The sequence below is a fragment of the Nocardia lasii genome, from assembly GCF_042658545.1.
Taxonomy (GTDB): Bacteria; Actinomycetota; Actinomycetes; order Mycobacteriales; family Mycobacteriaceae; genus Nocardia; species Nocardia lasii.
Genome location: NZ_JBHSQN010000010.1, coordinates 311,202 through 328,071, shown reverse-complemented (window position 1 = coordinate 328,071; position 16,870 = coordinate 311,202). Strand labels below are relative to the sequence as shown.

Annotated in this window: 14 protein-coding genes; 7 read left to right on the top strand and 7 right to left on the bottom strand. The window is 65.9% G+C overall.

The features are described 5' to 3' along the window. Nucleotides 1-618: class I SAM-dependent RNA methyltransferase (locus ACFP3H_RS16100; protein ID WP_378606379.1), on the top strand; the 618-nt coding region annotated here is incomplete at its 5' end. Nucleotides 619-622: 4 nt separating this feature from the next. On the opposite strand, the gene ACFP3H_RS16095 is transcribed toward ACFP3H_RS16100, so the two are convergent. Together ACFP3H_RS16095 and glsA are read right to left on the bottom strand one after the other, a co-directional pair. After that, a complete protein-coding gene (locus ACFP3H_RS16095) occupies nt 623-1,282 on the bottom strand; it encodes an SIMPL domain-containing protein (protein WP_378606376.1) in 660 nt (219 codons plus the stop codon). A gap of 70 nt (nt 1,283-1,352) precedes the next feature. After that, nucleotides 1,353-3,161 (bottom strand): glutaminase A, encoded by a 1,809-nt coding sequence (gene glsA / locus ACFP3H_RS16090; protein ID WP_378606433.1) that lies wholly within the window; start codon nt 3,159-3,161, stop codon nt 1,353-1,355. A 204-nt stretch (nt 3,162-3,365) separates the two neighbouring features. Here glsA and dxs point away from each other — a divergent pair, with 204 nt between their 5' ends. Continuing rightward, the gene (gene dxs, locus ACFP3H_RS16085) at nt 3,366-5,264 is read left to right on the top strand and encodes a 1-deoxy-D-xylulose-5-phosphate synthase (protein WP_378606373.1); all 1,899 of its coding nucleotides are present in this window, start codon (nt 3,366-3,368) and stop codon (nt 5,262-5,264) included. 96 nt (nt 5,265-5,360) lie between these two features. Here the strand turns inward: dxs and ACFP3H_RS16080 are convergent, their stop codons facing one another. The 4 genes from ACFP3H_RS16080 to ACFP3H_RS16065 all read right to left on the bottom strand — a co-directional run bounded on the left by ACFP3H_RS16080 (nt 5,361) and on the right by ACFP3H_RS16065 (nt 8,380). Continuing rightward, nucleotides 5,361-6,119 carry an ESX secretion-associated protein EspG gene (locus ACFP3H_RS16080; RefSeq protein WP_378606370.1) on the bottom strand — a complete coding sequence of 253 codons (759 nt, stop codon included), beginning with the start codon at nt 6,117-6,119 and terminating at the stop codon, nt 5,361-5,363. 2 nt (nt 6,120-6,121) lie between these two features. Continuing rightward, nucleotides 6,122-7,369, bottom strand: a complete 1,248-nt coding sequence (locus ACFP3H_RS16075; protein WP_378606368.1) for a hypothetical protein — start codon at nt 7,367-7,369, stop codon at nt 6,122-6,124. Nucleotides 7,370-7,434: 65 nt separating this feature from the next. Continuing rightward, the gene (locus ACFP3H_RS16070) at nt 7,435-7,827 is read right to left on the bottom strand and encodes a hypothetical protein (protein ID WP_378606365.1); all 393 of its coding nucleotides are present in this window, start codon (nt 7,825-7,827) and stop codon (nt 7,435-7,437) included. A gap of 25 nt (nt 7,828-7,852) precedes the next feature. Continuing rightward, entirely contained in the window at nt 7,853-8,380 is a 528-nt protein-coding gene (locus ACFP3H_RS16065) for a DUF3558 domain-containing protein (RefSeq protein WP_378606362.1), read from the bottom strand. 347 nt (nt 8,381-8,727) lie between these two features. Between ACFP3H_RS16065 and ACFP3H_RS16060 the strand changes: the two genes are divergently transcribed. From ACFP3H_RS16060 to ACFP3H_RS16040, 5 genes are all read left to right on the top strand, one after another. Next, nucleotides 8,728-9,054: a type VII secretion target gene (locus ACFP3H_RS16060; protein ID WP_378606361.1), complete on the top strand. Its 327-nt coding sequence runs from the start codon at nt 8,728-8,730 to the stop codon at nt 9,052-9,054. After that, on the top strand, nt 9,051-13,553 hold the full coding sequence (locus tag ACFP3H_RS16055; protein ID WP_378606357.1) for a DUF6531 domain-containing protein: 4,503 nt from the start codon (nt 9,051-9,053) through the stop codon (nt 13,551-13,553). Before ACFP3H_RS16060 ends, ACFP3H_RS16055 begins: the two co-directional genes overlap by 4 nt. 9 nt (nt 13,554-13,562) lie before the next feature. Continuing rightward, nucleotides 13,563-14,033 carry a hypothetical protein gene (locus ACFP3H_RS16050; protein WP_378606355.1) on the top strand — a complete coding sequence of 157 codons (471 nt, stop codon included), beginning with the start codon at nt 13,563-13,565 and terminating at the stop codon, nt 14,031-14,033. A 639-nt stretch (nt 14,034-14,672) separates the two neighbouring features. Continuing rightward, nucleotides 14,673-15,020, top strand: coding sequence for a hypothetical protein (locus ACFP3H_RS16045; RefSeq protein WP_378606352.1), 348 nt, complete (start codon nt 14,673-14,675; stop codon nt 15,018-15,020). A gap of 226 nt (nt 15,021-15,246) precedes the next feature. After that, nucleotides 15,247-15,495: a hypothetical protein gene (locus ACFP3H_RS16040; RefSeq protein WP_378606350.1), complete on the top strand. Its 249-nt coding sequence runs from the start codon at nt 15,247-15,249 to the stop codon at nt 15,493-15,495. Between the two features lie 111 nt (nt 15,496-15,606). Here ACFP3H_RS16040 and ACFP3H_RS16035 read toward each other — a convergent pair whose 3' ends face one another. Next, nucleotides 15,607-16,854, bottom strand: a complete 1,248-nt coding sequence (locus tag ACFP3H_RS16035; protein ID WP_378606347.1) for an HRDC domain-containing protein — start codon at nt 16,852-16,854, stop codon at nt 15,607-15,609. Nucleotides 16,855-16,870 lie beyond the last annotated feature (16 nt).

Genomic DNA, 16,870 nt, shown 5'->3' with positions numbered 1-16,870 from the left:
GCCTCCCGCAAGTCCGCGACCAACGCCCCCCGCGAGGAGTGCGTGGTCGAGGGCTCGGGCCGGGTCGTGGAATACGTGGCCGGACGCCGCTGGGAACTGTCGGCGACCGGCTTCTGGCAGGCGCATCGCGGTGCGGCGCAATGCTATTCGGACCTCGTCGCGGACTGGTCGGGCCTGACGCCGGGCGGTTCGGGCTGGGACCTCTACGCCGGCGTCGGCGTCTTCGCGGCCCGCCTGGCCGAACAGACCGGCCAGACCGGCGCGGTCACCGGCGTCGAATCCGCCCGCTCGGCGGTGGTCGACGGCGTCGCCGCGCTGGGCGATCTGCCCTGGCTGGAACTGCGCAGCGATCGAGTGGAGCGGTGGGTGCGCGGCGCGACCTCGACCCCGGACGTGGTGGTCCTGGACCCGCCGCGCGCGGGCGCGGGCAAGGACGTCATCGGCGCGGTCGCCGACGCCGACCCGCGTCGGATCGTGCACATCGGCTGCGACCCGGCGGCCTTCGCCCGCGACGTGGGCCTGTACCTCGACGCCGGCTACCACCTGGCCGAACTGCGGGCCTTCGACGCGTTCCCGGCCACCCACCACGTGGAGTGCGTGGCGCTGTTCGACCGCTGAGTTCCTAGGCCAGGGTCCAGGTCACCCGAACGTCGGCGCTGACCTCGGTCTCGCCGGGGACCACCGGTACCGACGAGTTGGCCCTGGCCGTGAACATGGGGGAGTCCATCTCGGCGCTGATGTCGTAGGCGCGCGCGGGCGGGGCGGTGTCCTCGGTGATCTGCACAACCGGGCCAAGGCTCACGCCCGCGCGGGCGGCGTACTGCGCGGCCTTGGCTTTCGCGTCGTCGAAGGCGGCGTCACGGGCCTGTTCGAGCAGTGGCCCGGGGTCGGCGACGGTGCGGGTGAGTCCGCCCAGGCGCACATCGTCGCCGCCCGCGCGCACGGCGGCGGCGACGGTCTCGGCGGGATCGGTGCCCTCGCGCAGCGACAGACTCAGCCCGGTCGAGGCGAGATACCCGACGACCTGGTTGCGCCCGTTGTCGGTGTACACGGTCTCGGTCCGCACGCTCAGCCCGCTCGTCGCCATGTCCGCGTCACGTACCCCCGCCGCCCGCAGTGCCGCGACCACCGCACCGACCCGGTCACCGGCCCGCCCGTAGGCGGCCGAGACGGTCTCCGCGCGCGACTCCACCGACAGCGTCACGCGGATCAGATCGGGTATCGCGCGCACCACCCCGTGTCCGAAGGTGGTCGTACTCGCCTGGTGCCCTGTCGAACTCACGCGGCGCTCCTCTCGGTCGACGGGTCCTGTGCACCTCAACGTCTCACGCCCACGCGGAGTTCCGGCACGGTCAGTAGTTCTCGGCGTTGGCCGATATCGTTCGCACGGTCATATCCATCTGCGCGTAGGCCCCCGCCGCGAGTCGTTGCAGCAGCGCGAGTTTCATGCGCGGATCGTCGTCGGTGAGCGAGTCGAACACGCTCGGACTCAACACCGCCACCCGCACCCGGGTCTCGGCGACCACGGTGTTCACGAACGGCTCCCGAACCAGCATCGGCACCTCGCCGAACGACATCCCCGACGACAGGGTGACCAGCCGATGCGCCCGCCCGTCGGTGCCGGGAAAGGTCATCCGCACCCGCCCGTCGAGAATCAGATACAGCCCGGACCGCGGCGACCCCCGTTCGGCGAGCACCTCACCCCTGGCCACCGTGCGCGTCTCGCACTCGGCGCACAACCGCCGGCGATAGTCGGGGTCCAGGCCCGCCATCAGCGGGTGTTGCGCGAGCTCGATCGAGGTGGGCGGTCGCGCACCGGGCGGACGATGCTTGTGCAGCACGATGTCCTCGCACCATTCGGTGGCCGTGTCCCGGTCGATGAACACCCGCCCGCGCGGATCGTCGGGGTCCAGACTCGACACCTCGTGCCCGAGCTTGGCGTCGGGATCCACCAGCGCCACCCGCGTGCCCCGACCCACCAGTTCGCTCTGCAACTGCTCGAGCATGTCGCGGGCCACCCGGCTCACCTCGCCGACCCGGCGCAGGTCGATCACCAGCGCGTCGAGCTCAGCGGTGCGCCCCTCGATCGCCCGCACGGCCCGTTCAGCGCCGGAGAACAGCAGGTCGCCGTGCAGTTCGTACACCCGGGCGCGCTCGCCGTGTGCGGCTAGCACCTCGGCGTCGTCGGTGGTGCGTCGCAGGCGCGAGGGCATCTGCGCGACGGTGTAGTCGGCGCGGATCGCGGTGCGCGCGGATCGGGTCACGTGACAGAAGTGCAGTTCCAGCCGCTTCGACAGCTCCCGGCAGGCCGCGACCCCGCGCACGCTGTTGCCGTGCCCGTCCAGGCGCGGCGAGTACACCGAGATCCCCAGCTGACCGGGCAGCACCGCGATGATGCCGCCGCCCACTCCGCTCTTGGCCGGCAGCCCGACCGTGGTCACCCAGTCACCGGCCGCGTTGTACATGCCGCAGGTGGTCATCACGCTGAGCACCCGCTCGGTCAGCGAGGTCGACAGCGCCCGCTCGCGCGTCTTCGGGTTCACCCCGTTGTCGGCCAGCGTCGCCGCCATGACCGCCAGATCGGCGCAGGTGATCTCGATCGAGCACTGCCGGAAGTACCGGTCCACCACATCGTCGGGGTCCACGTCGATCACCCCGACCGAGCGCAACATGTACCCGATCGCCCGGTTGCGGTACCCGGTGCGGGACTCGGACTCGTAGACCGCCTTGTCCATCGTCAGCTCGCGCCCGGCGAAGCGGGAGTAGCAGCGCCGGACCCGTTCGAACTTGTCCTCGGCGTCGCGTCCGGTGATCAGCGAGGTCGCCGTGATCGCGCCCGAGTTGATCATCGGGTTGCTCGGCCGCTGGGTGTCGGGTTCGAGGCTGATCTCGTTGAACGGCTCGCCCGAGGGCTCCACATCGATGTGTCGGGCCACCTCGTCGATCCCGCGGTCGGCCAGGGCCAGCGCGTAGGTGAACGGCTTGGAGATCGACTGGATGCTGAACGCGATGTCGGTGTCGCCGACCTGGTAGACCAGCCCATCGGCGGTGGCCAGACACAGCCCGAACGAGTCCGGCGCCACCGCGGCCAGCTCGGGAATGTAGTCGGCGGGCGCGCCGGAGGTGTCGTCGCGGCAGGCCGCGTGCACCTGGTCGAGCATGTCGGCCACCACGCCCGGGTCGATGGTGCGCGTAGGTCGGTCCACAGCGTCACTGTAGGTCGGCGCGTCGCCGGTCCGGCCCGTGACGCGCGGGAGATCCCGCGCACATCCCCGCGCGTCCCGGGGGCCCCGCGCGCGACGGGGCCGCCACGTGGACAAATACACTGGGCGCATTACCCAGGAGTCCGGAGGGAGCGAGTTCAGGTGGGAGTGCTGTCGCGGGTGGATTCACCCGAAGATCTGCGCCGGCTGAGCGTGGCGCAACTGCGTGAACTGGCGGGCGAGATCCGCGAGTTCCTCGTGCAGAAGGTCGCCGCCACCGGTGGCCATCTCGGTCCCAATCTCGGTGTGGTCGAGTTGACCATCGCCCTGCACCGGATCTTCGATTCCCCGGCCGACCCGTTGATCTTCGACACCGGCCACCAGGCCTACGTGCACAAGATCCTCACCGGCCGCAAGGACCGCTTCGACTCCCTGCGCTCGCGCGAGGGCCTGTCGGGCTACCCGAGCCGCGCCGAGAGCGAGCACGACTGGGTCGAGTCCTCGCACGCCTCGGCCGCGCTGTCCTATGCCGACGGTCTGGCCAAGGCTTTCTCGCTGACCCACCAGCACCGCACCCCGGTCGCGATCGTCGGTGACGGCGCGCTCACCGGCGGCATGTGCTGGGAGGCTCTCAACAACATCGCCGGCGCCCCCGATCGTCCCGTGGTGGTCGTGGTCAACGACAACGGCCGCTCCTACGCCCCCACAATCGGCGGCCTGGCCGACCGCCTGACCGCGCTGCGCACCCAACCCGCCTACGAGCATGCCCTCGTCGCCGGGAAACGCATTCTGAAAAGCATTCCCGCCGTGGGGGAGTCGGCCTATTCGATGGTGCACGCGCTCAAGGCCGGGATCAAGGACGCGGTCAGTCCGCAGGAACTGTTCGCCGATCTGGGCATGAAGTACGTCGGCCCCGTCGACGGGCACGATCTGGTCGCGCTCGAGTCGGCGCTGCGCCGCGCCAAGGACTTCGGCGGTCCGGTCGTGGTGCACGTGGTCACCCGCAAGGGCAACGGGTACGAGCACGCCGAGAACCACGTCGCCGATCAGATGCACGCCTGCGACCCGATCGACCCGCTGACCGGGCGTCCGCTGGCGGGCAAGAAGGCCAAGGGCTGGACCGCGGTCTTCGCCGAGGAACTCGTCGAACACGGTGCGCGCCGCGACGACATCGTCGCCATCACCGCCGCCATGCCCGGCCCCACCGGCCTGGCCGCCTTCGGTGAGCGTTTCCCCGAGCGCATGTTCGATGTCGGCATCGCCGAACAGCACGGCATGGCCTCGGCCGCCGGTCTGGCACTGGGCGGCATGCACCCGGTGATCGCCATCTACGCCACCTTCCTCAACCGCGCCTTCGACCAGCTGCTCATGGACGTGGCACTGCTCAAACAGCCCGTCACCGTGGTGCTCGACCGCGCGGGCATCACCGGCCCCGACGGCGCCAGCCACAACGGCATGTGGGACCTGTCGCTGCTGGGCATCATCCCCGGCATCCGCGTCGCGGCTCCCCGCGACGGCGCCACCCTGCGCGAGGAACTCGCCGAAGCGCTCGCCGTCAGCGACGGCCCGACCGTGCTGCGTTTCCCGAAAGGCAGTGTCGCCGAGGACATCACCGCGATCGAACGCCTCGACGGCCTCGACGTGCTCCGCCTGGCCGTCCCCGGCGCGGGTTCGGCCAGCTCCCAACACGGCGACGTCCTGCTCGTCGCGGTCGGCCCCTTCGCCGAAACCGCCATGAAGGTCGCCGAACTCCTCGAACCCCAGGGCATGTCGATCACCGTCGTCGACCCCCGCTGGGTCATCCCGATCCCCGACACCCTGATCAAACTCGCCGAGAACTACCGCCTCGTCGTCACCATCGAAGACGGCGGCCTGCACGGCGGCATCGGCGCCACCCTCTCCGCCCGCCTACGCGCCGCCGGCCTCGACGTCCCCACCCGCGACCTCGGCGTCCCCCAACAATTCCTCGACCACGCCTCCCGCAACGAAATCCTCGACACCCTCGGCCTCACCCCCGAATCCATCGCCACCCGAATCGGCGGCTGGCTACGAGCCCGCTGACCACCTGTCGTCCCCGGCCTCGGGGTGACCGCCCGCGCACCCGCCAGGTCATGGCGTCACTCGTGATCGGTCGGGTGCGCGATCAACCCCGCGGCACTACCGGTACGCCGGTTCGTTGTCCTCGCGGTGGATGGCCAGCGTCGTGGTCATCAACCGCGCCAACGCCTGCCGCGCCTGTGCGGTGTCGCCCGGTCGTGCCTCGATGTTCGCGCCGCGTTCGGTGACCAGGTAGCGCCCGTCCGGGAAGTCCATCACGTGGAAGCCCTGGCCCGGCTGGGGTCGGTTGTCGATCGCGGTGCCCGGGTAGCCCGCCAGATACACCAGTGTCGAGCGGGTCCGGCCGAAGAAGTCGTCGGCCTTCTGCTGTGGGGTGCGGGGATCGGCCGCCCACGGGTCGTAGGGGGCTTCTTCCTGGAGGTCGTAGGTGTTCACGGTGAATACCTCGCCACCGGCGGGGCGGGTGTTCGGTAGCCGGGCGACCATGCGCTCGGCCAGCTGGTCGATGTCGAGCACGCTCATCCTGATGTCACCGCCCTGACTGTCCAGGGGCAGCCGCTGCTGTTCCAGCAGCACCGCCGTGCGCTCCCGCACGGCCGCGAACGAGCGCAGCTTCTCCCCGTCGCCGTATCCGGCCAGTTCGAAGCGGGCTTCCGGCTCGAGCAGGATCCGCATCGCCGCGTCCAGCGCATGGTCGAACATCGGCAGGATGCGTTGCGCCTCGGCCTGCCACTGCCGGTCGTAGTCGTCCACGGTCGTCGCGTCCGACTGCGTCTGCAGCGGGTACGGCAGCACGTCGCGGTCGGCCGCCCGCCACAGCACCGTGAACCCGAACGCGCTGAATTGCCACTGCGACATCGTCATTCTCCGATCACCGGCGGCACGGTCCTGGCCCGCTGATCCTCGCCGAGCCCGGTGAGTTCCTCACCGTTGCGCTGGTTGATCAGGTAGTCCTTGGTGCCGGCTTCCTTCTCGTCGTCGCCCTTGCCTCGAGCGCCACCGCCGCCCATACCGCCCATGCCCGACATCCCACGGCCCGCGCCGCCGGATCCCGCACCACCGGCGCCCGCGCCCGTCCTGGCCGCGGCCGCGCCACCGGGAGTTCCCGGCACCGCGGCTCCGGGCACGGCCGCGCCGGCCCCGGGCGACCCGCCACCACCGGCGCCGCCGCCCGGACTGCCACCGCCGGGCACCGTAGCCGCGGGAACGGCCGACGCGGGCGAGGTGGGGGTGGCGGCCTGCGGGGTCGTCGCGGTCGGGTCGACACTCGACGGCGAGGTGTCGTCACCGTTGTCGTCGTCGCTGTTGTCGTTGTCGTCGGTGGTGTCGTCCTCGGACGGGTCCTCGGTCGTCGGCGTCTGCGCCGTCGGGGTGACGGCCGCGGGTTGCTGCGTCGTGGGCTGTTGCGTGGACGGATTCCCGCCGCCGTTGTTTCCGCCGTTTCCGTCACCGTCCGGATTCGCGCCTGCGGCAAGGGGATTGAACGGCTGCGGCACCAGCGGCACCTGCGTGTCGGCGATTTCGATCGCCGTGTAGTAGATGCCCTTGATCACCGCGGCCCCCTCGGCTTTCGCGGTGTCGGCGTTGTGCTCGTCCATCCGCCAGGTGGGTCCGGGAATGTAGCTGGCGATCCCGCTGATCGTGGAGCCCTCATGCGGCTTCACCCGATCTTTGGCGATCTGCATGGCCGATTCGACCACCTTCACCTTCTCGGCCATCATCTGCGCCGAGGTGAGCAGATTGCTCGACTTGTCGACGTATTCCTTGATCCCCGCCGCGGCACTGGAACCCGCGGTGCCGGTCCATTTCTCGGCGATCGCGGTCGCGATCTGGGAGTCGTAGGTCTTGAACCCCTCATCGAGCTTGTTGCGCAAGGTTTCCCAGCGAGTGTGCAGCGTATTGACATCGGCCATCGACATCGCCTGCACCCGCTCGTACAGGTCCGACATCTGACTCGGCTCGTCGTAGGACTGGACCTGCGGCAACTGATAGGTACCGTCGAACTCGCCCTTCAACTCCTCCAGGCGATTTCGGGCGATGTGGGCGTCCGGGCTCTCGTCCGTCGAACGGGTCGGTGTGCTGCCGTCGGCGTAATCCTTCAAAGCCAAATACGCCTGGCCACCTCCCGGGATGGGGCTGAGCGCCCACACCGCAACACCATCTGCGAACGACATCACTGGCCTCCCGGGATGTTGGCGCCCTGCGCGTTCAAGCCCTGTCCGAGGGCTTGGTCTTGGTCCTCGTACTTCTTCACCGAGATCTCGATGGTGTCGCGAATGAGTTCGAGGACTTCGATGTGCTCCTGAAAGGCGGTGAGGAAGTCTCGTTCGCCACCAATGGCTTTCATGCCGAGCATTTTTGCCAACTCGTCAGCGGCGCGAAATCGGCCCAGCCCGGTCACCGTTGCCACGGCCTGGAGGTCACCCTTCAGCTCGAGGAAAAGGTCGATCTGCTTATTACTTGCATCACGGCAACTCGTCGCGACCGAAGGATCGAGGTACAGGCGACCTGCCTTCGCTTCCTCGTTCAGATACTGCCAGCGAGTTTTCTCATCTGATGAAGCCATGGTTGCCCCCTTGATCGTCGAACATTCAGGCGGGAAAGAGCGGGACGATCGCCTCCGCGATCGGTTGCAAGCGCTCGCAAGGCGGTACAGTTCTCGCCTTCGAGCCGCCGTTGAGCATGTCCAGCTGGACGAAGCCGGTGGATGTGGGAAAGACGATCGAGCAGTCCTCGTCTGGCTTGAAGTGGCTCTGCCGGAACTGCACACCCGCGCGACCGGCGATCGTGACGTCCTTGAACTCGATATTCGTCGTCTTGGCACGAACCTCCTCGACCGTGTTCACAGTCGAGTAGACGCCGATTCCGAAATCGGACGGGAAGTTCACGTCATCCCAGCGGCAGATCTTCCACCCCGGCTCCTCGGCCCCGAGGATCCCCGACCGCTTCGACGCCACATCCAGCCCCACGCTGGTCAACAAGGAATCCGGAATCTGACTACACGGATCCCACAACCCCGCAGCAGCCGCCGCCAGATCAGTGGTAACCGGCTGCGCACTCCCACTCTCGCTCCGAGTACACCCCATCACCGCGAGCACCCCGCACATCACCGCGGTCACCACCACAGACTGTCGCCGCACGAGCATCCTCCCGCTTCCGAGCCGCACCCGCAGATGAACCCGCCACCACCGACACGTACCCCGAGGAACTCCCCGCCCTCGCGGCTCGCGGTAGCCCGAACAGACTACAACACCACCCACCGCCCCCACCCGGCCACAAACCACCGCCGAAATCCCCTCGCCTCCACTGTGATTCGTCACAGCACACGCGCCGCTCACCACCACCGATCATCCGCTACGCTCGGCGTTCGGCACCGTGTGCCGGGAGTACATGTTCGAACCTCGCGGGTCGAGGGGCCGGGAGTTCCCAGTCGACCCACGATCACTGATGAGGGTGGGGCACGACGGTGACCAGTGCTGGCGGGGAGCTGAACGTTTCCCCGGACAAGATCAAGACCCACGCCTCGAACGTGGCCACTGCCGGCTCGGGTCTGACCCAGGCGTTGGAAGCAGCCCAAGCGGTCTCGGCCCCCTCGGACGCGTTCGGGAAACTGTGCGCGTTTTTGGGTCCGTTGTTCGTGGACTCGGTCGAAACCGACGGTATCGCCGCGATCCAGGCCGCGATCGACGCCTTCACTGACACCAGTGCGAACTTGAGCACGATCGCGGACGCGTTCACCTCTCGTGATGACTCGAACGCGGCGGCGATCAACACTGCTGGGTCCGGGCTGTGACCAACCCGCTGATCGCGACCAGGCAGGACACCACGGATTGGTCGACCGGGATCAGTTTGGTCAGCTCGGTCACCGACCTCTCGGATGCGATCAACGGTGGTTCGTGGATCGAAACCGGCCTGGGCGTGGTCGGTGTGGCTGCCGAAGCGGTCTCGCTGGTCGTGGACCCTCTCGGCACGTTGGCCGGCTACGGAGTCGGTTGGCTCATCGAGCACTGCCAACCGTTGCAAGACGCCCTGGATTGGATCGCGGGTGATCCCGCCCAGATCGAGGCCTACGCGAAGACCTGGGACAACGTCGCGACCCGGATCAACGAGGTCGGTCAAGCCCAAAACAGCGCGGTCGGTGCGGATGTCGCGGACTGGACGGGGTTGACCGCGACCGCCTACAAGTCCGCGGCCGCCAACACCACGAACTTGTTGACCGCAGCGTCCTCAGCGGCGACCGCGGCGGCTTCGGCGATCCGGATGGCGGGCGGGATCGTCGCGGCCGTGCGTGAAGTGGTGCGGGACTTGGTCGCGCAGACGGTGGGCCGTTTGGCGGTGTGGGCGGCGGAGTTGGTGTTCAGCGTGGGTTTGGCGACCCCGTTGGTCGCGGTCCAAGCCACGTCGTATATCGCGAAGACGGTCGCGATGATCTCGAAGTTGTTCGCGAAGTTGTCCAAGACGATGAACAACCTGAAACCGTTGTTGAAGCAGTTGAAGTCGTCGTTGGGCGATATCGCGAAAGCGTTCAAGAAGACCCCGTCGAAGACGGGCAAGAACGCTGACGAGACTGCCGCGACGATCCCGTCGTCGACCAAGCCCGCTGATACTGCTTCGACCACGAAACAGCCTGACACACCGACGAATCCGGCGAGTACTCCGGATGCGGGGTCGAAGACTGCTGATGGTGGGGACACGAAACCGGCGTCGAATCCGGTCGATACCGCGAAGAAGGACACCACTCTCGGTGATCAAACCGGGGCCACCAAACCCGATCTGAACAAGACGGCCAAGCAAACGATCGATTGTGGTGATCCGGTCGATGTCGCGACCGGTGAGTTCTTGCTCCCGGAAACTGATGTGGACTTGCCCGGGGTGTTGGGGTTGGTGTTGACCCGGCGTCATCGGTCGTCGTACCGGTCGGGGCGGTGGTTCGGCCCATCCTGGGCGGCGACTGTGGATATGCGGGTGGTGGTGGATCAGAACGGGGCCAAGTTCGTCGGCCCGGATGGAGAGTTGTGGCAATTCCCCCACACCGCGCCAGGTCTATCGGTCGCCCCGGTGCACAAGGGAATCCGCGCGACGATGACCCGCACCGAGACCGGCCAGTACCGGGTGTTCGACCCGGAACGTGAACTGACCTGGGTTTTCGCCCCGAGTGCGGCGTTGGGTGGGTTGGATACCCAGTTGGGCAATATCGCGATCACCGAGATCGTCGACCGCCACCACAACCACGTCCGGTTCCATTACGGGCCTGATGGTGCTCCGACCCAGATCACTCATTCCGGTGGTTACCGGGTCGGGGTGGAGACCTTCGGTGACCGTGTCACCGGCCTGACCGTGCTGGGCACCGACCCCGACGGTGAACGGATATCGACCAAGGTCCGCGAATTCAGTTATACCGCAGGAAATCTCGCCACGGTGACCAACGGTGTCGGTGCCACTACCCAGTACCGCTACGACCCCGACGCGCGCCTGTTGTCGTGGCGGGATTCGCGTGGCACCGAGATGCACAACACCTACGATCACACCGGTCGTGTGGTCAAACAGGTCGGCACCGACAACATCTTGTCGGCGACCTTCTCTTACGAACCACTACCCCAGTTCCGGCGGTCGCGCACTCATCACACCAACTCCCTTGGCGCGGTCACGATTTTCGAGTTCGACGAGGACTTGTGTCTGCGTAACGTGATCGATCCTCGTGGGGCGACGTCGGTCACCGATTACAACGAGTACCGCCAACCCGTGCGCCATATCGACGCGTACACCAACACGACTGTCTACGTGTACAACGCTGACGGTGACCTGGTGTTGTTGCGTCGTCCTGACCAGAAATCGATCACCGTCGCCTACCACAGCCCGCGCCGTCCGGCCGTGGTCACCGATGTCGACGGCACCACGATCACCCGCGCCTATGACGGGTCGGGCAACCTGAGCAGTGTTACCGACGCGGACGGTGTCACGACCACTTACACCCACCACCCCTGCGGTGCCCCCGCCTCGATCACGCTTTCCACCGGTGCCACCACATTGATCGAGGTCGACGGCGCGGGCCTACCGGTCCGCGTCACCGAGACCGGGAACGCGGTCACGAGCATCGCCCGCGACATATTCGGCCGACCCATCACTGTCACCGACCCGCTCGGGCATATCAGCACCCGCGTGTACTCGGTCGAGGGAAAACTCCTCGCCCACACCGACGCCGAGGGCGCGACCCAGTCATGGACCTACGACGGTGAATCGAATCTGCTCACTCACACCAACCAGATCGGTGGGGTGACCCGCTACACCTACGCCACGTTCGACCTGGTCGCCTCGCGTCAAGCCCCCGACGGTTCGGTCACTTCCTACACCCACGACACCGAACGCCGCCTGACCTCGGTCACCAACCCCCTCGGTGATACCTGGACCTACGAATACGACCCATCGGGCAACGTCAGCGTCGAAACCGACTACAACGGGTCGGTCACCCGCACCGAACACGACCTGCTCAACCGCCCGGCCACCGTCACGACCCCGACCGGTGTCCAACGCCGTCACTCCTACGACCAACTCGGCAGGTTCGTCGGCGTCAGCACCGACACCGGCGAATGGATCGCCAACACCTACACCCCGACAGGTCAGCTCGGCCGAGCCCGAAACGGTCTGCACGACACCGTGACCCACTCGGTGAGTTTCGACCACACGCCAGCGGGGCGGATCCTGGCCCAACACGTCGACGACCACACCACCGTCAATACTTTCGACCCTCATGGTCGCCGCACCGGCTACACCACACCCGCCGGCTCGGTGACAACTTACGAACGCACCCCAACCGGCCGAGTCGCGGCCCTGATCACCAACGGCCACCGCTTCGACTTCACCCATGACCCGACCGGTCGCCAAAATAGTTGGCGCAGCACCGGTATCGGCCAACACAACACCTACAGCCCCACCGGCCACACCCTGACCCGCGAACTCGTCGCCCTGGACCCGACGACCAGCACTCCGACCACGCTGCTCGAACGCGACGAATACTCCTGGCGCAGTGACGGTTACATCACCGCCCACACCACCACCACCCCTACCGCGACTCGGCACCGCGCCTACACCCTCGACGTGATCGGCCGCATCACCGACATCACCACCCCCGGCATCGGTGTCACCGAGCAATACAGCTACGACGCCCTATCGAATCTCACCACCGCCGAGATTCCATCCTCACCGCAGCCTGTCGCCACCGAACCAAACCCTCCGGAACCCGCTACAGATCCCCGTTTCGAGTACCGCAACAACCTGCTCATCCGCGCTGGCCGCACCCGCTACCACTACGACCCTGCGGGCCGGCTGATCCGCAAGGAGAAAACCCGCCTCTCCCGCAAACCCGCCATCTGGCACTACACCTACAACGCCTTCGACCAACTCACCCAAGTAACCACCCCCACCGGCGATCACTGGTCCTACACCTACGACCCCTTCGGCCGCCGAACCGCCAAACACCACCACAAAACCAACACCACCACCCGCTTCACCTGGGACGGCGTCCACCTCACCGAACAAACCACCACCACCCCTACCACCACCCGAACACATTCCTGGACCAACCACCCCACCACCCACGTCCCCCTCACCCAGTCCGTCGACGACCAATTCTGGGCCATCGTCACCAACCTCCAAGGCGCCCCAACTCACCTCGCCGACCCCACCACCGGCGAAATCACCTCCACCGCCACTGCGGACCTCTGGGGTCGAACAACCTGGACCGGCCCGGACACACCTCACCGCTTCCAAGGCCAACAACACGACCCAGAAACAGGACTGCACTACAACCGCCACCGTTACTACGATCCTGAAACCGCTCACTACATCACCCAAGACCCATTGGGTCTATCGCCTGCTCCGAATCCCGCAGCCTATCCACACAACTCGCTGAACTGGACCGATCCACTCGGCCTAACTCCATGCCGGACGGTTCCGACTGACGTTCACGCATTCGGAAATGCCAGCGCACCCCGACCACCACGAGTAACAGACTTTGACCTCGCCGACGAAGGGGATACCATTTCGCCCGGACCATCGCATGGGGCCTCGACATTCGATGATCCGAATGGTAAACCCGTTAAGGGTCACTATTGGTCGCTCCCCGAGGGAACCGAGCTGCCAGATGGCTTGGCTGTCAGGGCAGATGGAAGGGACGTTGGCGGCACGATGTTCCCTGGTCATCACACGATATATGCGACTCGAGAAATGACAGTAACCGAATTTCGGGAGTTATTTGCGAGTCTTCCGTGGCAGTATGGCGGAAAGATAAAATAGGAGGATCGAATGGATGTGGAGAAAATGCTCGCTAATATATCTGAGTCCGAGTTGGTGACAACCCGATTGTCTAACGAACTACTCAGTCGTAGCGATGTGATACCCGTTCTCGCGAAGGCATTGGAATCTGGTCCAGAAAAACGATTCCCTGCACTTATTGCGCTCCGATATGCTTCGAAGGCCCTGATTTCTGAGCTGTTCCCGGTGCTGTTCGACCGCTCCCTGGAGACTAATGGGCTCATAGGTCTTGTCCATGACCGCATATTTAGACTCGATCGGTCAGAATTGAGTGAACTGCTTGCTCGAAACGTCGAGGCGCTTCTCTCGCGCAATGACCTTACTTGGGAGGAGTACACCAGGGTTTGCACACTCTTGGATATCGGCGGATTTTCGGAACTGCTCAGTCGAGTAGTTGAGCACGCGGCAGCTTCTGGTGACCCAGATATTCAAGAGGTCGCCCAAGACTACAGGGTAGGGTAGCCGAATTCAGGGAGGGCCAAGCTTGTGTCAAATGTCCATTTCGCTGAGGTGGGAGGGGTGGATGTGATGACTGACGATGGAGGGTGTCTTACCGGCATGCCGCGTTGGGGCTACTCGCTCCGTCTCAACGCGCGGAATGCGGTCCCCAGACCAGCGAATGATGGTTTACCTCGCTGCCGAACAGCTCCTCTTCGAGTCCAGGCGATTGGCGGAGAGTGGAGAAGGTCAGCGTGTCTTCGAGGGGATAGGTTCACAATTCGTGATCCAGTTTCTCTCCAGAAGGGAAGAGTTGAGACACGGCACCGACGAACAAGGATCGATCTGTCGCCGTTGGACGAATTTTTGAATGGAGTCGAAATGGGTGTCGAAGAAATTTACGAGCATGGTGTCGAATCGGTCCTTGTAAATCGACGGCCGGTAGTCAGCCTGGGGGACCAGATTTTATCGTTCAAACAGTGGGGGTCTGGTCGGTCCGATGGGAGGTCGGATTAGCATGTCATCCGTTTCGTTCCTTGATTCCAGTGTGCTGAGCGCGCTGAAAGAATCTGAGAGAGTCGTGGTGGTAGGTTGCGGATATCGGCCGGTGTCGATCGGACATAGTCTTACGGATGGGTGATGACGTTGGGTCGAGGTGCCGGCATGCAGTTTCCCAGATTTGAATTACCGGATCCGAGTATCTTCGAGCAACAATTTGGCGCTGAGGTCGATCCGTCTGATGTGTGGTCTTACCATGTCAAGATGCCTTTGGATGAGGGCCAAAGTATGGAGATTTCCCTCGATGCTTCCATGGGGAGTGTGAGTATCCGCTGGAAAGTTATCGATCGAACAGTCATCAGTATTTATAGGGAACGTATCGAAAAGGTGGAAGTTGATCCCAAGGGATACGTTACCTGCACTGGCGAGACCGATTCGATCTTGTTTCGACTCTCTATCGGGTTGTATCCAGTTGAATTTCTTGACAGTTTGATGTCGGAATGTTCGGATTGAATCCGACAGGGTTCCGGGATCGTGTTGTCCATGCAGAACCCCCTTCGGTCCGTTCGCGGTGCGCAAAGCTGGGCTGGTCCTCTCGCCGAAGGTGCCGGCGATGTCGCGGAAGGGATGAGGTGTCGGCCTGAAGGATCTCGCAGCGAGGGCGCGGGAGCTGATCACGGACGTTGAAAAGTCTTCTGGGGAGCAAGTTTCCGATGCGGCGCGTGCGTTCATCGAGGCGGTGACATTTGCCGATCCGGCCGACATCGTCTTCATGCTGCAGGAGGAGTTGAGGAGGGATTGGATGGCGATGCCGGTGTGGGCGCGCAATCTCAGCTTCCGGCTCGCATGCCTTCAGCAACCGGACAATGCGGAGCTTCTGCGTGAAGCATCTGTCGATCTCTACAGCGTCGGGCCGGATTGGGACGCGCGAGCGCGCGAGTTGGCCGAACAGGCGCGGGAGCTGCGGACGTGCCGTGACGATAACTGACTCTGCCCGCCGAGGAAACCATCGCTAGGAAGGTCGATATGAAAGTCGACTGGGGCCGGGACTTCGCGTGCGGCTGGCTCGTCGCGCGGCGGCGGTAGTCAGCGGACGGTGTCAGGCGGCAGGGGTCAGTGCTGTGGTCAGTGCGGGAACCGCGAGGGTGCGCTGCCAGGATCGAGCCCCGCCCGCGAGCAGGAACGCCTTGATCCTCGCGGACAGTTCGTCCGGGGTTCCGACATTCTTGTAGTCGGGCAACCCATCCCAGCACAACCGGCGGACCAGGTCGGGGGAGAGCAGGTTCTCGACGGGAATGGCGTGTTCGGTGGACAGTTCCCCCATGGCCGCGCGGGCGGTGGTGAGGCGGGCGGCGGCGGTGGGGTCGCGGCGTTCCCAGCGGTTGACCGGTGGGGGGCCGTCGAAGGGGAGGGTGAGTGGGGGGAGTTGTTTGTCGGGCAGGGTGCGGCCGCGTTCGACGGCGGCGAGCCAGTCGCGCGAGTAGCGGCGTTGGCGGGGGCCGCCGAAGACGGGCAGGGCGCGCAGTGCGGCGATGGTGCGGGGTTCGCCGGTGGCGGCGGCGACGATGGCCGCGTCGGGCAGGATGCGGGAGGGGGCTACGTCGCGGGCGCGGGCGAGTTCGTCTCGGGTGGTCCACAATTCGCGCACGATCGCCAGTTGGCGGGTGCGGCGTAGGGCGTGGATGCCGGAGGTGCGGCGCCAGCGGTCGGCCTTGGGCGCGGGTGGGTCCATGGTGCGGACGTGTTCGAATTCCTCGGCGGCCCAGTCGAGTTTGCCCTGGGCGGTGAGGTCGGCGGCGACGGTGTCGCGCAGTTCGAGTAGCAGTTCCACGTCGAGGGCGGCGTAGTTGAGCCATTCGTCGGGTAGCGGGCGACTGGACCAGTCGGCGGCCCCGTGGCCCTTGCGCAGCGAACGCCCGAGCAGGTTCTCGACCATGGCGGCCAGCCCGACCCGCTCGTACCCGGCGATCCGACCGCCCAGTTCGGTGTCGAACAGGCGCGCCGGCCGCAACCCGAGTTCGGCCAGGCCCGGCAGATCCTGGTCCGCGGAGTGCAGTACCCACTCGAGGTCGTTGATCGCCTCGGCGAGCGGGCCGAGCGCGTCGGTGACGGGGATGGGGTCGATGAGGAACGAGCCCGCGCCCGCGCGGCGCAGTTGGATCAGGTAGGCCCGCGCCGAGTACCGGAAACCGGACGCGCGTTCGGCGTCGACGGCCAGCGGGCCGGTGCCCGCGGCGATGGCTTTCGCGGCCGCGGCGACCTCGTCGGCGGTCGCCAGGACGGGTGGAACCCCCTCGGCAGGGGCGAGCAGGGGCTCTGCTGCGGTGGGTTCCTCGGCGACCGACATAAACGTGAACTCTACG